General features: G+C 66.1%; 10 protein-coding genes. 5 read left to right on the forward strand and 5 right to left on the reverse strand.

Going from position 1 to position 14,295, the window contains the following annotated elements:
• Positions 1–2: 2 nt before the first annotated feature.
• The 4 genes from QFZ94_RS20775 to QFZ94_RS20790 all read right to left on the reverse strand — a co-directional run bounded on the left by QFZ94_RS20775 (position 3) and on the right by QFZ94_RS20790 (position 4,963).
• On the reverse strand, positions 3–1,862 hold the full coding sequence (locus tag QFZ94_RS20775; RefSeq protein ID WP_429459188.1) for an Hsp70 family protein: 1,860 nt from the start codon (positions 1,860–1,862) through the stop codon (positions 3–5).
• On the reverse strand, positions 1,859–2,458 hold the full coding sequence (locus tag QFZ94_RS20780) for a DUF2760 domain-containing protein (protein WP_429459190.1): 600 nt from the start codon (positions 2,456–2,458) through the stop codon (positions 1,859–1,861). Before QFZ94_RS20780 ends, QFZ94_RS20775 begins: the two co-directional genes overlap by 4 nt.
• Positions 2,459–2,895: 437 nt before the next feature.
• Positions 2,896–3,543 (reverse strand): hypothetical protein, encoded by a 648-nt coding sequence (locus QFZ94_RS20785; protein WP_429459192.1) that lies wholly within the window; start codon positions 3,541–3,543, stop codon positions 2,896–2,898.
• 175 nt (positions 3,544–3,718) lie between these two features.
• Positions 3,719–4,963 carry a tyrosine-type recombinase/integrase gene (locus tag QFZ94_RS20790; RefSeq protein WP_368586929.1) on the reverse strand — a complete coding sequence of 415 codons (1,245 nt, stop codon included), beginning with the start codon at positions 4,961–4,963 and terminating at the stop codon, positions 3,719–3,721.
• 557 nt (positions 4,964–5,520) lie between these two features.
• Between QFZ94_RS20790 and katG the strand changes: the two genes are divergently transcribed.
• On the forward strand, positions 5,521–7,779 hold the full coding sequence (gene katG, locus QFZ94_RS20795; protein ID WP_429459194.1) for a catalase/peroxidase HPI: 2,259 nt from the start codon (positions 5,521–5,523) through the stop codon (positions 7,777–7,779).
• A 132-nt stretch (positions 7,780–7,911) separates the two neighbouring features.
• Here the strand turns inward: katG and QFZ94_RS20800 are convergent, their stop codons facing one another.
• Positions 7,912–8,928, reverse strand: coding sequence for an alcohol dehydrogenase (locus QFZ94_RS20800; RefSeq protein ID WP_368586931.1), 1,017 nt, complete (start codon positions 8,926–8,928; stop codon positions 7,912–7,914).
• A 260-nt stretch (positions 8,929–9,188) separates the two neighbouring features.
• Here QFZ94_RS20800 and QFZ94_RS20805 point away from each other — a divergent pair, with 260 nt between their 5' ends.
• The 4 genes from QFZ94_RS20805 (at position 9,189) to chrA (ending at position 14,173) form a co-directional block, all read left to right on the forward strand.
• Positions 9,189–10,064 (forward strand): helix-turn-helix domain-containing protein, encoded by an 876-nt coding sequence (locus QFZ94_RS20805; protein WP_429459196.1) that lies wholly within the window; start codon positions 9,189–9,191, stop codon positions 10,062–10,064.
• Positions 10,065–10,266: 202 nt separating this feature from the next.
• The gene (locus tag QFZ94_RS20810; RefSeq protein WP_410848077.1) at positions 10,267–11,538 is read left to right on the forward strand and encodes an MFS transporter; all 1,272 of its coding nucleotides are present in this window, start codon (positions 10,267–10,269) and stop codon (positions 11,536–11,538) included.
• 203 nt (positions 11,539–11,741) lie between these two features.
• Positions 11,742–12,782: a zinc-dependent alcohol dehydrogenase family protein gene (locus QFZ94_RS20815; protein WP_429459198.1), complete on the forward strand. Its 1,041-nt coding sequence runs from the start codon at positions 11,742–11,744 to the stop codon at positions 12,780–12,782.
• 149 nt (positions 12,783–12,931) lie between these two features.
• Complete coding sequence (gene chrA, locus QFZ94_RS20820; protein WP_368586935.1) at positions 12,932–14,173, forward strand: chromate efflux transporter; 1,242 nt, start codon at positions 12,932–12,934, stop codon at positions 14,171–14,173.
• The last annotated feature ends 122 nt before the right edge of the window (positions 14,174–14,295 follow it).

Genomic DNA, 14,295 nt, shown 5'->3' on the forward strand with positions numbered 1-14,295 from the left:
AATCACGCGTTCGGGTTGCCGCGCACGTCGAATTCGACTTTCCAGCGCTCGTCGGAGCCGCGCGGGATCGCCTCGAGTTCGAGCGTGCCCGCTTCGGTCACGCGCGCGTGCAGCTTCACCGGCACGACTTCACCGGCGGTACGGCCGGCCGCCGGCAGCGTCGCCTGGATTTCCTCGAGCTCCTGCAACTCCTCGGGGCCCCAGAATTCGAGCAGCGTGCCGACCTGATCCTGACGACGCACCGACGAGCCGAAGAAGCGGAAATGCACGGGCTCGCCGACGACCAGCCCGAACTCCTGCGCGGGCAGCTCCGCGTCGGTGCCTTCTTCCATGCCGAACGGCGCGACGCACAGCGCCTGCACCGGCGGCTCGAGGCCGGGTACGGCCGGCATCGCCGATTCGATCGCGATGTAGTACGCGCGCGCGGTGCCGCCGCGAATTCGCACACCGCGCCCGCGACGCACGTAGCCGTAGTAAGCCGCGCCACGCGCGACCGCCAGATCGAGGTCAGCGCCTTCGAGCAGACGCGCGCTCGCCGCGCCTTCGGCCGCGAGCCAGCCGTTCAGCGTGTTCATGATGCGCTCGACCAGCAGCGTCGACTTGAACACGCCGCCGTTGAACAGCACCGCGGTCGGATGCAGGAAGCTCGCGTTCTGCGCGGCCGCGTTCGCGGCGGCTTCACCGAGCCCTTCGAGTTCGGCGAGTGCGCCGACCTGACGGCCGAGGAACGCTGCCAGATGCCGCGTGATACCCGCGTCCTGCGCGTACGGCAGGCCGAGCTGCGTCAAACCCACCCGCGCGCGGCTCACCGGACGCGCGGCGCTGTCGACCTGCGGGAAGAAGCCGTCGAGGATCGTCTGCGTGAGTTCAGCGCGCGTCAGCTCGGTGCGGATCGAGCCGCCGATCAGCTTCGAGCCGCGGCTCGGCACGACGAGCGGCACGGTGTCGGTGGCGGGGTCGCTGAGCAGGGTTTCCTTCGCCGCGCGGCACGCGTAGGTCAGCGCGCGCAGCTGCCACGCGTCGGCCTGGGTGCCCTGGGCGGCGAGCTTGCGCGCGACCACGTGCGCAAGTGCGAGGTCCATGTTGTCGCCGCCGAGCAGGATGTGATCGCCGACCGCGACGCGATGCAGTTCGAGATTGCCGTCGCGCTCGATCACCGCGATCAGCGACAGGTCGGTGGTGCCGCCGCCGACGTCGACGACGAGAATGATGTCGCCGACCTTGACCTGCTTGCGCCACTGGCCGCTGCTCTTCTGGATCCAGCTATAGAGCGCGGCCTGCGGCTCTTCGAGCAGCGTCATGCGTTTGAAGCCGGCGGCCTCGGCCGCCTCCGCGGTCAGTTCGCGCGCGGCCGGGTCGAACGACGCGGGGATCGTCACCGTGACGTCCTGCTCGCCGAACGGCGCGTCCGGATGCGCGTGATCCCACGCTTCGCGCAGGTGCGTCAGATAGCGCACCGAGCTTTCGAGCGGCGACACGCGTGTGACTTCGGGCGGCGCGTCATTCGGCAGAATGCCCGCGCGACGGTCGACGCCCGGATGGCACAGCCAGCTTTTCGCGCTCGACACGAGCCGGATCGGCGTGCCGGCGCCGCGATTGCGCGCGAATTCACCGACTGCGAATTCGCGCTGGCCGGTCCACGGCAGGTACAGGTCGCCGGAGGCCAGCTCGTCGGGATGCGGCAGGTACAGGAACGACGGCAGCAGCGGCAGGCTGTCGATTGCGCCGGGGCCCGTCAGCTGGGCGATCGACAGCACCTCCTGGGTGGTTTTCTCGCCGTCGCTCGCATGCGTGTCCACGTAGGACAGCGCGCAGTGCGTGGTGCCGAGGTCGATGCCGATGGAATAGCGTGCGTCGCTCATAGCTCCACCTCCGCCGGTGCGATGACCTTCGCGTTATGGCCGTCCGCGAGCTTCGGCAGACGCACCTCGTCGACGCGCCAGCCGCGATGGCTGATGCTGCCGCTAAACGGCGCGCTGCCGACCACGTTGCCGGTCAGACGCACCGAGCTCGCGTCGAAGCCCGCGGGCAGCGTCACGCGGCTGCCTTCGGCTTCGTCGCGCACCGGGCGGATCGTGAAGTGCTCACGCAGCGTCGCGCGGCAGCCTTCGTGCACGAGGCGCGCGGCTGCGCCGATGTCGGCGTCGCTATAGGCCTTGATGTCTTCCTCGACGAAATCGATGAAGCGCGCGTCGCGTTGCAGCAGGCCGAGCAGTTGCAGCGCGGCGTCGGGGGTGGCCTCCTTCAGCACCGGCGCGGGTTGCGGCTTCGGTTGCGGGGTGGGGGCGGGTGCCGGGGTTGCCGCGGCGGCGGGGGCGGGCGCTGCGGCCGCGCCGAACTTTTCGCCGTTGCGCAGGCGCAGCACGTCGGCGGCGAACTCGCCATTGCCGAGAATGCGGAAAAACGTGCCCACGGCCAGCGAAATCCGGCCGAGGAAGGATGGGTTCGAATCGCTCATAAAGGCTCCTGATCTGCTCTGTTGAGGACGAGCGGTCCTCGCCGCGCCGCGTGCGCCGGGCAGCGAAGCTGACGGGCCGGGCGGGGCTGTGATGTTGCGGGTCGTCGCGCGGCCGGGGGCGCGAGCCCTGGGCGATGATCATGCAACCGCCGGGCCGCCAGACGGTCCGGGACGCTTCGCGACCGGGCCGGCCGCGCGTGCGGCGCGCGCAAAACCCGTATTTTGCCTTGCGGCGCGCCCGACGCGGGCAAAGCCGGCAATTCTAGCGGGCAATGGGGTGGGAATGGCGGGGAGTTGGGGGCACCGGGCGGTGTGCGGAGGTGCTTTGGGAGCGGCTTTTGGCTTGGCGGCGCTGACGCGGGGCGGAGGCAGGCCAGCCTGCCGGTCTCTCCCCGCGCAGTGTTGCCGCTTACGCGATCATGCGCATGGCGGCGACGTTACGACTTTCTCGGCTCTTTCGGCACCCGCTTGCCCGATGGTGCCGGCGCGGGCCTGACCGGCCCAGCGACTTTCATGTCGGCTCGGCGCGGCGGTTGGTGCGCGGCCATCGAGCGCGCAGGCCTGACCGGCCCGGCGGTGTGTATGTCGGCGTGGTGCGGCGGTCGGTGCGCGGCTGTTGCGTGCGGGGGCCTGACCGGCCCGGGAGCGTGCCTGTGGGCGCGCGGCGGCTGTCCGTGCGCGGCCATCGCCGGCGCGGGACCGGCTGGGCGCACGAGCGGCGCACGCGCGTCACCCGGATACCCCGGCAGATGACCGTCATGGCTCGCCATCACACGACGCAGTTCCTCACGGCGATGGAAAACCTCCGCGCGACGATCGCCATGCGCATAGAACTGGCGCTGCCGGACGCCGTCCCGTCCGGCGACCCATATATACGTATCGCCGCCGACAAATACCACGTCGCGGTCGACCACATTGGCGACGTACACATCGGTGGGCAACGGCTGATACGCAGTCGCGGTCACTTCGGTAGGGCGGTTCGGGGCGCTGACGAGCTGGCCTTGCCCACCGGTCACGCAGCCCGCGAGAAAGCTCGCGCACGCAGCCGACGCCAACAGCGCCTTGGTGATCTTTTTCAACTTCATTCCCCGGTTTGTCTTGTTTAATTGTCGAGCGACGCCCTTTTAACGGCCGGGCATTTTGCATCTTGAGATGCGAATCGCCGATCGGGGAAATTCGTTGGTCATTGCGCAGGCGAGAACCGCGCAGGCGAAAACGCATGCGCCATTGCGCGTGCGCAGCCGGGGTCCCGATCCGCGCTTAATGGCCGTCCGGATTGCCTTCTTCAGACTTCGCGTCGTGCCAGTTCATCCGGTGCCGATTGACGGTCTCGGTATGCCGCGCGTCGTCCTCGGTGTGCAGATAAAGGCTGGTCGTATTCAGCGACACGTGGCCGAGATTGTCGCGGATCGTGCGCAGATCGACGCCGCCGTCCGCCTGATGCGAACCCGCCGTATGCCGCAGCCAGTGCGCCGACGCGCGCTCGAGTTCGTCGGCGCGATCGGCGAATTCGGGACCGCGCGCGCGTAACCACATCGCCGCGCCCGCGAAGATGCCTTTGATCGCGTCGTGAATCGCCGAGCGCGACAGGCAGCGATTGCGACCCTTGAACGGCAGCACGAGCGGGGTTTCCTCGGCGCGGGTCGGCAGCGCGGCGAGGCCATTTCGCGTCCGGTAGCTGCGCAGTTCCTGAACCAGTTCGGCCGACACGGGTACGATCCGCTCCTTGTCGCCCTTGCCGAGCGTTTCGAGCCACCACTGGTCCTGACCGTCGGCGCCGAGCCTTCTGAAGAACTGGCCCATCTGCCCGCCGGCGACCTCCGAAATGCGCATGCCTTGCAGATAGAACAGCGTGGTCAGCCAGCGGCAGCGCGCGTAGTACGCGCGCTGCGCATCGGTATCTTGCGGCAGCTGCTCGACGAACAGCTTCACTTCGTCCCACAGCGACGTCGACAGATAGCGCGTGACGCGCGGCGCCGAGCGCTTCGCGCGCTGTCGCAACAGCGCCATCGGATTGCCGCGCAGATAGCCGGCGTTGACGAGCCACGTGAACATCGCGTTCAGGATGATCAGCGCCTGGCGCTGGCTGGCCGGCGACAGCGGCCCGTTGAACGGTCGCCAGCGCGCGTCGCCGCGCGCGTACTTGCCGCCGTTCGCCGACACCCAGCGCGCGGCCGGCTGCGGATCGGCGATGAACGCCTTGAACAGCAGCAGATCCTCGTGCGTGAGCGACGACAGCGGCTTGCCGAGCTGCACGACGGCCCATAGCAGCAGCCGCTCGGCTTCCTTGCGGTAGTTGTCGAAGGTAGTCTTGGTATCGGCGTAATTGGAGAGCCACGCGCGCACGGCGTCGAGGTCGTTGCGCGCCGATAGCTGGGAGTTTTCCGCCGCGCCGCGGTTGGTGCCGTCGCGGCCATCGAGCAGTTCCGGCACGACGAGCGATTCGACGGGCTGGACGGTGGCGAGCTCAGCGTTCGGGGCAGCTTTCGGCACGGCTTTGGACACGGTTCGGGAGACTCCTCGGGCGCACGCCGGTTGGCGTCATTCTGCTCCGCTCAGGCGCTGTCCGAAGCGTTTGCCTGAAAAGAAAACAGCGCCCATCTTGTTGCGGACGAAACGCGAAACCCTATCACACAGTAGGCCGCGCCTGGCGCAAAACAGCGGGGCGCGCTCAAGCTTCGACGCAGCGACGATCGATCGGCATACAGTAATGGAGCGCGCCGCGCGATTGTTGCCCGCTATAGTCGTCATCTATTACCGGCATTGCCGGATTCGAATTCTATTGAAGTTTGCCCTCGCCTATATTCGAATAGGAGTGGCGCGTCGGCCGGAGTCATCCGCGGAGTTATCCGTCAGGGACTCCGGCTGCGTTTCCTTCAACCCTGGATTTCATGAGTGCACTGCCGAATCGTTCGGCTGACTGTCGGGTTCCTCGATCGTCAAGTTGCCACGGAAGCCTGACAGGATGACAAACGCATAACAAGTACCTTGCATGGGATTGGAGAGAGTGCTTTGCACCGACTCCGATCGACAACGGAGACATCCTCCAAAGGAGAGAACGCATGTCAAACGAAGCAAAGTGCCCGTTCATCCACACCGCCGGCGGCGGGACAACCATTCGAGACTGGTGGCCGAAGCAATTGCGCGTCGACCTGCTGAACCAGCATTCGAACCGCTCCAATCCGCTAGACAAGGACTTCAACTATGCCGAGGCATTCAAGAGCCTCGACTACGACGCGATCAAGAAAGACCTCGCCGCGCTGATGACCGATTCGCAGCCGTGGTGGCCCGCTGACTTTGGCCACTACGGGCCGCTGTTTATCCGTATGGCATGGCACAGCGCCGGCACCTACCGCATCGGCGACGGCCGCGGCGGCGCAGGGCGCGGCCAGCAGCGTTTCGCGCCGATCAACAGCTGGCCGGACAACGTGAGCCTCGACAAGGCGCGCCGGCTGCTATGGCCGATCAAGCAGAAATACGGCCAGAAAATTTCGTGGGCCGATCTGCTGATCCTGACCGGCAACGTCGCGCTCGAAACGATGGGTTTCAAGACATTCGGTTTCGGCGGCGGGCGCGAGGACACGTGGGAACCGGATCAGGACGTTTATTGGGGCAATGAAAAGACCTGGCTCGGCGGCGATGTGCGCTATGGCAAGGGCGCGGCCGGCAGGGAAGACGACGAAGGCGTGCTGGTCGCCGACGAAGAACTGCACGGCACCGAAAAGAGCCGCACCGATCCGCCCGGACGCAACCTCGAAAACCCGCTCGGCGCGGTGCAGATGGGCCTGATCTACGTGAACCCGGAAGGCCCGGACGGCAATCCCGATCCGCTCGCGGCGGCGGTCGACATCCGCGAAACGTTCGCCCGCATGGCGATGAACGACGAGGAAACGGTCGCGCTGATCGCCGGTGGCCACACATTCGGCAAGACGCACGGCGCGGGACCCGCCGAGAACGTCGGTCCGGAACCGGAAGGTGCCGGTCTCGAAGAGATGGGGCTCGGCTGGCGCAACAGCTTCGGCACCGGCAAGGGTGGCGACACGATCACGAGCGGTATCGAAGTCACGTGGACCTCGACGCCGACGCAGTGGGGCATGGGCTATTTCCAAAACCTGTTCGGCCACGAATGGGAGCTGACCAAGAGCCCGGCCGGCGCGAATCAGTGGGTTGCGAAGGGCGCAGAGCCCACGATCCCGCACGCGCACGACCCGTCGAAAAAACTGCTGCCGACGATGCTGACGACCGACCTGTCGCTCCGCCTCGACCCGATCTACGAAAAGATCTCGCGGCGCTTCATGAACAACCCGGACGAGTTCGCTGACGCGTTCGCGCGCGCATGGTTCAAGCTCACGCACCGCGACATGGGTCCGCGCGCCCGCTATCTGGGCCCGGAAGTGCCGGCCGAGGAACTGCTGTGGCAGGACCCGATCCCGGCCGTCGATCACCCGCTCGTCGATGACAAGGACGTCGCGGCGCTGAAGCAGAAGATCCTCGCGTCCGGACTATCGGTGTCGCAACTGGTCACGACCGCGTGGGCCTCGGCCTCGACGTTCCGCGGCTCGGACAAGCGCGGCGGCGCCAACGGCGCGCGCATCCGGCTCGCGCCGCAGAAGGACTGGGCAGTCAACCAGCCTGCCGAGCTCGCGAAGGTGCTGAAGGTGCTCGAAGGCATCCAGAGCGAGTTCAACGGTGCGCAGTCCGGCGGCAAGAAGATTTCGCTCGCCGACCTGATCGTGCTGGCGGGGAGTGCCGGCATCGAGCAGGCTGCGAAGAACGCCGGGCAGCAGGTGACGGTGCCGTTCTCGCCGGGTCGCATGGATGCGTCGCAGGATCAGACCGACGTCCAATCGGTCGGCGCGCTCGAGCCGGTCCGCGACGGCTTCCGCAACTATCTGGGCGGCAAGTTCCCGGTGGAGGCGGAGAAGCTGCTGATCGACAAGGCGCAACTGCTGACGTTGACGGCACCCGAGATGACGGCGCTGATCGGCGGCCTGCGAGTGCTGAAGGTGGGCGGTGGCAAGGAAGGCGTGCTGACGGACAAACCGGAAACGCTGACCAACGACTTCTTCCGTAACCTGCTCGATATGGGTACGGAATGGACGCCGGTGTCGGAGGCCGCGGAAACGTTCGAAGGCGCCGACGCGAAGACCGGCGAGGTCAAGTGGACGGGTACCCGTGTCGATCTGGTGTTCGGCTCGAACTCGGTGCTGCGCGCCTTGAGCGAGGTCTACGCGAGCGAGGACGGTAAGGAGAAGTTCGTGCGCGACTTCATTGCCGCGTGGGTCAAGGTGATGAATCTGGATCGTTTCGATCTCGCTTGATCCAGCCACTGCGGCGCGTGGTTAATTGCCACGCCGACGCAGTGTTTGAAGGTAGCTTTGAGTAGTCATCGAGCGCGATTGCCGGGATGCCGGCAATCGCGTTTTTTCTTCGTCTGCGTCCCAGGTATCCACTCAGACCATCTTCAACACCACCCTGAAACGCGCGTGACCGCTCAGCATCCGGTCGTAGGCCTGCGCCGCCTCGGCGAGCGGATACTCCTCGATCATCGGCTTGACGCCGGTGAGCGCGCTGAACGCGAGCGTGTCCTGCGAATCGGCCGAGGTGCCCGAGGGCCAGCCTTGCACCGAGTTGCGTCCCATGATGAACTGCACGATCGGCACTTCGATCGGCTCCTCGGAAACGCCGACCATCACGAGCTTGCCGTTCAGGCCGAGACCGCCGAGCGTGGCGGTCATCGCTTTGCCGCTCGTCACCGTGGCGAGGATCAGCTTCGCGCCGCCCAGTGCCTGGAGCTTCTCGGCGACGTTTTCCGTTTTGCTGTCGATGTAGTGATGCGCGCCCAGTTGCTGCGCGAGCGGGGCCTTGTCCTGACCGCGCGCGATCGCCACCGTGCGAAAGCCCATCTTGCGCGCGAACTGCACGCCGAGATGACCGAGACCGCCGATACCGAGAATCGCTACCACGTCGCCGGCGCGCGCGCCGCTATTGCGTATCGCGTTGAAGGTCGTGATGCCCGCGCACAGCAGCGGCGCGGCATCGACATCGGACAGATCGTCGGGAATGCGCGCGAGCGCTTCGACCGGGGCTACCATGTATTCGGCGTAGCCGCCGTCGTAGCTGATGCCGGGGATCAGCGCAAACTTGCACAGCACGAAGTCGCCGCGGCGGCAGTGTTCGCATTTGCCGCAATGGCCGCCGTGCCAGCCGACCCCGACACGCTGCCCGAGCTGCCAGCCCTCGACACCCGCACCGAGCGAATCGATCACGCCCGCGATCTCGTGACCGGGCACGCGCGGATAATTGAGGCCCGGCCACAGCCCGTCCTTGGTCATCACATCGCTATGACAGATGCCGCAAGCCTGAATCCTGATACGCACATGACCGGCGCCCGCCTCGGGCACTTCACGTTCGACCAGTTCGAGCGGGCCGCCGGCCTGCTTTACTTCGACTGCTTTCATCGTGGGCATGATGTTCTTCCTTTCCAGTGGTGAACGGGACAAGAGGGGAACAAACTCAAACATCATAGTCCGCGCCCAGGCGGGTCGCCAGAAAGAAGCCGCCGTCAATTGGCCGATGACGATGACATCCGATGTAATTGGCGCGCCGCGCGGCCGTCACTAGTCTTTCACTACGGCGCGCCGCTCGAACCGCAGTTGGCGGGATTCGCGTGGCACGCGTCCACGCGCTGAAGCAGTTCTTTTCACCCCATTAACAGGAGGGCAATACGATGAACGTCACGAGTCACGATCCGAAAGTGCAGCCGGGCGATCTCGGTAGCCTGTTGCGCTATTGGCGTGACGTGCGCGGCGTGAGTCAGCTCGATCTGTCGCTCGAAGCCGGCTTCTCGCAGCGGCAGATCAGCTTCATCGAAAGCGGGCGCAGCGTGCCGGGCCGCGACACGCTGTTGACGCTTGCGCAAACTCTCGACGTGCCACTGCGCGAACGCAATGCGCTGCTGCTTGCCGCCGGTTACGCACCGGTCTATTCGGAAGCACCGTGGAATGCGCAGGAGATGAACGGCGTGGTTCGCGCGCTAGAACGGGTCGTGCGTCAGCATGAACCGTTTCCGGCGCTCGTGATGGACCGCGACTGGAACGTGCTGATGAGCAACGACGCGGCGCCGCGCTTTTTCGACTGCTTCATCGACATGGCCGCTCGCGAAGGCCCGCGCAACATGCTGCATCTGATCTTCGATCCGCTCGGCATGCGTCCGTTCGTGGCCGATTGGGAGCAGGTCGCGCGAAGCCTGCTGCAACGCGTGTATCGTGAATCGGTGGGTCATGTCGTCGGTGCCCACACGAAACGTCTACTCGATGAACTGCTTGCGTATCCCGATGTGCCGCGCGACTGGAAGACGCATCATGGCTCTTCCACGACGCCCGCGACGCTGCCGATGATTCCACTCGGCTTCATCAGCGACGGCGAGGTGCTGCGCTATTTCTCGATGGTCACGACCGTGGGCACACCGCAAAACGTGGCCGCGCAGGAGCTGCGCATCGAATGCATGTTCCCCGCCGACGAGGCCACCGAAGCGCGCCATCAGCAGTTGCTTGCGAAGCATGCGTTGCCGCAACCTCCATTATCGGCAAACCGTGCGCCGTGATATAGCAGTGCCTTCGGTTTTTGCGCGATCATCCGAGCCGGTCAGCTTGAGCAATCCGACGCCACTTACTCTCCATGGACAACGGGCTTCTACTGAGTCCCAGGCACGCTCGATGCTCCGGCGAGATATGCGCTGATCGCCTTGCGCAATGTCCGGACGGACGACTGATCGATGGAAGTCCATCGTTCGCGCCCGTCAAAAACTGGAAGAACACAACACGAAACCGACCACCCCCTTACTGGCAGTCAGCTTCTTCGCGGCCGATGTGCAGGCAGGCGCGGGACCCTTTCTCGGCATCTATCTGCAAGCGCATGGATGGAGCCCCGACATGATCGGCACCGTGCTGACGTTGGGGGCCATCGTCAGCGTGCTCGTGACGGCTCCGGCTGGCGCGCTGGTCGATGCCATTTACCATCGGCGCGCGGTGGTGGTTGCCGCAAGCGCGCTGACGGTCGCCGCCGCGTGCGTGATCTGGCTCTCGCGCGGCTACTGGCCGATCGCGCTCTCGCAGATCGCAACGGCAGTAGCGGGCTCGGTCATGGGCACCGCGCTGATGGGACTGACGCTCGGCATGAGCGGCCGCAGAAACTTCGACCGGCAGTACGGCCGCAACCAGGTGGCGAACCACGCCGGCAACATCGTGGCGGCGGCTTTATCCGGCGCGATCGGCTGGTGGCTCGGCATCGTCTGGGTGTTCGCGCTCGGGGCGGCGTTCGGCATCGCGTGCATTGTCTCCGTGTTGCTGATTCCCGCGCGCGCGGTGCATCGGCACTATGCGCGCGGCCTCGCGCACGAGGACGACAAGGATCGCTCGGAGGTGCGCGCGGACAGCGTACGCGCGCTGATCCGCTGCCGCCCGTTGCTGTTGCTCGCGCTCGCGCTGGCCGCCTTCAGCCTCGGCAATTCCACGCTGCTGCCGCTTTACAGCCTTGCGCAGGCGGCGGCCCACCACAGCGACGCCAGCGCGATCACGGCGGCCAATATCATCATTTCCCAGCTCGTGATGCTGTGCGCCGCTGTCTACGCGAGCCGCGCGATCCGTCGCTGGGGTTTCTGGTGGGTCATCCTCGCGACACTGGTCACGCTGCCGCTGCGAGGCCTGACCGCGGCGTGGATCACGGCCGAGTGGGGGATCGTGCCGGTGCAAATCTTCGACGGTCTGGGCTCCGGGCTGCAAAGCGTCGCGATACCGGCTCTCGTCGTGCACCTGTTGCATGGCAGCGGGCGGGTGAACCTCGGTCAGGGCGCGGTGAAAAGCGTGGAAGCGGCGGGCGGCTGCCTGAGTCCATTGCTCGGCGGATGGCTCGCCAGCCGCTTCGGTTACCCGACGGCCTTCATTGCGCTCGGTAGTCTCGCGTTCATCTCGCTGGCCGTGTGGATCATCCCAGGCGCGACGATCAGGCGAGCGTGCGATACCCGCCGCGACGAACTCGAAAAAATGGCCGACATCGACGTGTCGGCGTTGTTTTCGTAGCTCGGACGCAGCAGCCCGCAATCAGTCGAACCCCGGGTGCTTGACGCAGATCAAGCCGCCCGCGACGCCGGGGCGCATGATGTAAGCGCGTGACGCATGGCGTACCCGCCGCCGCTAGCCGACGCATGACTCGACCGGTTTGACGCGAGAACCCCTTTGCCGCCACGCATCGTGTTTCATTCCGGCCACAGGAGAAGTCCGTCATGAAAGCACTCGTCTATCACGGTCCGGGCAAAAAGTCGCTCGACGAACGGCCGATCCCCGAACTCGCGGCGCCCACCGATGCAATCGTCAAAGTCACCCGCACGACGATCTGCGGCACCGATCTGCACATTCTCAAAGGCGACGTGCCGAGCTGCGAGCCGGGCCGCATTCTCGGCCACGAAGGCGTCGGTGTCCTGCATCAGGTCGGCGACGCGGTGAGCGGGCTCGCAGCCGGCGATCACGTGCTGATCTCGTGCATCACCTCGTGCGGCCGCTGCGACTACTGCCGGCGCGGCATGTATTCGCATTGCACGACGGGCGGCTGGATTCTCGGTAACCGGATCGACGGCACGCAGGCCGAATACGTGCGCATTCCGCATGCGCAAAGCAGTTTGTACCGCATTCCGGCCGGCCTCGACGAAGAGGCGCTCGTGATGCTGTCCGACATTCTGCCGACCGGCTTCGAATGCGGCGTGCTCAACGGCAAAGTTCAGCCGGGCTGCACGGTGGCGATCGTCGGCGCCGGGCCGATCGGGCTCGCGGCGTTGTTGACCGCGCAGTTCTACTCGCCGGCGCAGATCATCATGATCGATCCCGATGACAATCGGCTCGAGGTCGCGCACCGCTTCGGCGCGACCGCGTGCGTCGACAACGCGCATACCGATGCGGTCGCGCAAGTGCTGAAGCTGACCGAAGCGGTCGGCGCCGACTGCGTGATCGAAGCGGTCGGCATTCCGCCGACGTTCGAGCTTTGCCAGCAACTGGTCGCGCCGGGCGGAACGATCGCGAACGTCGGCGTGCACGGCGTGAAGTGCGATCTGCATCTGGAACAGCTGTGGGATCGCAACATCGCGATCACGACGCGTCTCGTCGATACCGTCAGTACCCCGATGCTGATGAAGACGGTCAAGGCGGGGCGGATCGATCCGACGCGTCTGATCACGCATCGGTTCAGGCTCGACGATATTCTTGCGGCTTACGACACGTTCTCCAGCGCGTCGAGCACGCGCGCGCTGAAGGTGTTGATCGAAGCGTCGTAGGCGGGGCGCGGCGAGCCGGGGCGATGGTACGTGGCACGCGTGCGCCGCGCCGCAGACCTCTATACTGTGCGTCGTCAAAACACGAGGCCCTGTCGCCGACCCGAGGTTCCGTCACCTCGCTAAATCGGCATCGCTCGACCCGCCCATCCATGGATACTGATTTGTCGTCGCCGCGCCGCTCGCGGCTCACCCGCGTTATCGAGGTTTTCAGCGCATTTCTGAAGCTCGGGCTGACCAGTTTCGGCGGCCCGATCGCTCATATCGGCTACTTCCGGCGCGAGTTCGTCGAGCGGCGCCGCTGGCTCGACGACGAAGCCTTCACCGACCTGATCGGCCTGTGCCAGTTTCTGCCGGGCCCCGCGAGCAGCCAGGCGGGATTTTCGATCGGGTTGCTGCGCGCCGGGTGGGCCGGGGGCCTAGCCGCCTGGTGCGGCTTCACGCTGCCGTCGGTGCTCGTGATGCTGGCCTTTGCCGCGATCGCGCCGGACCTCGGCGGCGCGTTCGGCACGGGTGTGATCCACGGGCTGAAACTCGTCGCGGTGGCCGTCGTCGCGCAGGCCGTTTGGGACATGGCGCGGCGTCTGTGTCCCGACCGCCGCCGCGCGGCGATCGCGCTCGCATCGCTCGCATTGCTGAGTGTGCTTGGCACCGTCTACGCCCAACTGATCGTGATCGGCGCCGGAGCCGTGCTCGGTGTCGCGCTGTGCCGGACCACGGGGACGCAAGCGCCGCACGCCATTGCGCTGCGGACCGCCGATTTCCAGGTGTCGCGCACGGCAGGCATCGCCGCGCTGGTGGTGTTCTTCGCATTGCTGTTCGCGTTGCCGCTGTGGGCGGCAAGCGGAACCTCGCAAGGCTTGCGCGTATTTGACGCGTTCTATCGCTCGGGCGCGCTCGTGTTCGGCGGCGGGCACGTGGTGCTGCCGCTGTTGCAGCGCGAAACCGTCGCGACCGGATGGGTCGCGCCCAACGACTTCCTGGCTGGCTATGGCGCGGCCCAGGCGGTACCCGGACCGCTGTTCACGTTCGCGGCGTTTCTCGGCTGGATGATGGCGCTGCCACCCAGACACTGGAGCGGCGCACTGCTCGCGACAGTGGGCATCTTTCTGCCGGGTCTGCTGCTCGTGCTCGCCGCATTGCCGTGGTGGCAGGCGCTGCGCGCGCGTGCGGCGATGGCGGCGGCGCTTGCCGGCGTCAATGCCGCGGTGGTCGGCCTGCTGGCCGCCGCGCTCTATTCGCCGGTATGGACTAGCGCGGTGTTGTCGGCGACGGATTTCGCCGTCGCGTGCATCGGCTTTTTGCTGTTGCTGCGCTGGAAGGTGCCGCCGCTTGCGGTCGTCGTGCTGTGTGTCGCGGCCGGCGTTGCTCAAACCGTATGGCACCCGCTTTGACAGCGCTAAACGCGCACGGCTTTTTCACAAGCACTGATCTGCATCAAGGCTGACAGCCACGCGTCGGTTAGCCTGCAACGATGATCGCGCGGCCTCTGTGCGTTTGCCGCACCACGACGGTA

Source organism: Paraburkholderia sp. JPY465, assembly GCF_050436725.1.
Lineage (GTDB): Bacteria > Pseudomonadota > Gammaproteobacteria > Burkholderiales > Burkholderiaceae > Paraburkholderia > Paraburkholderia youngii.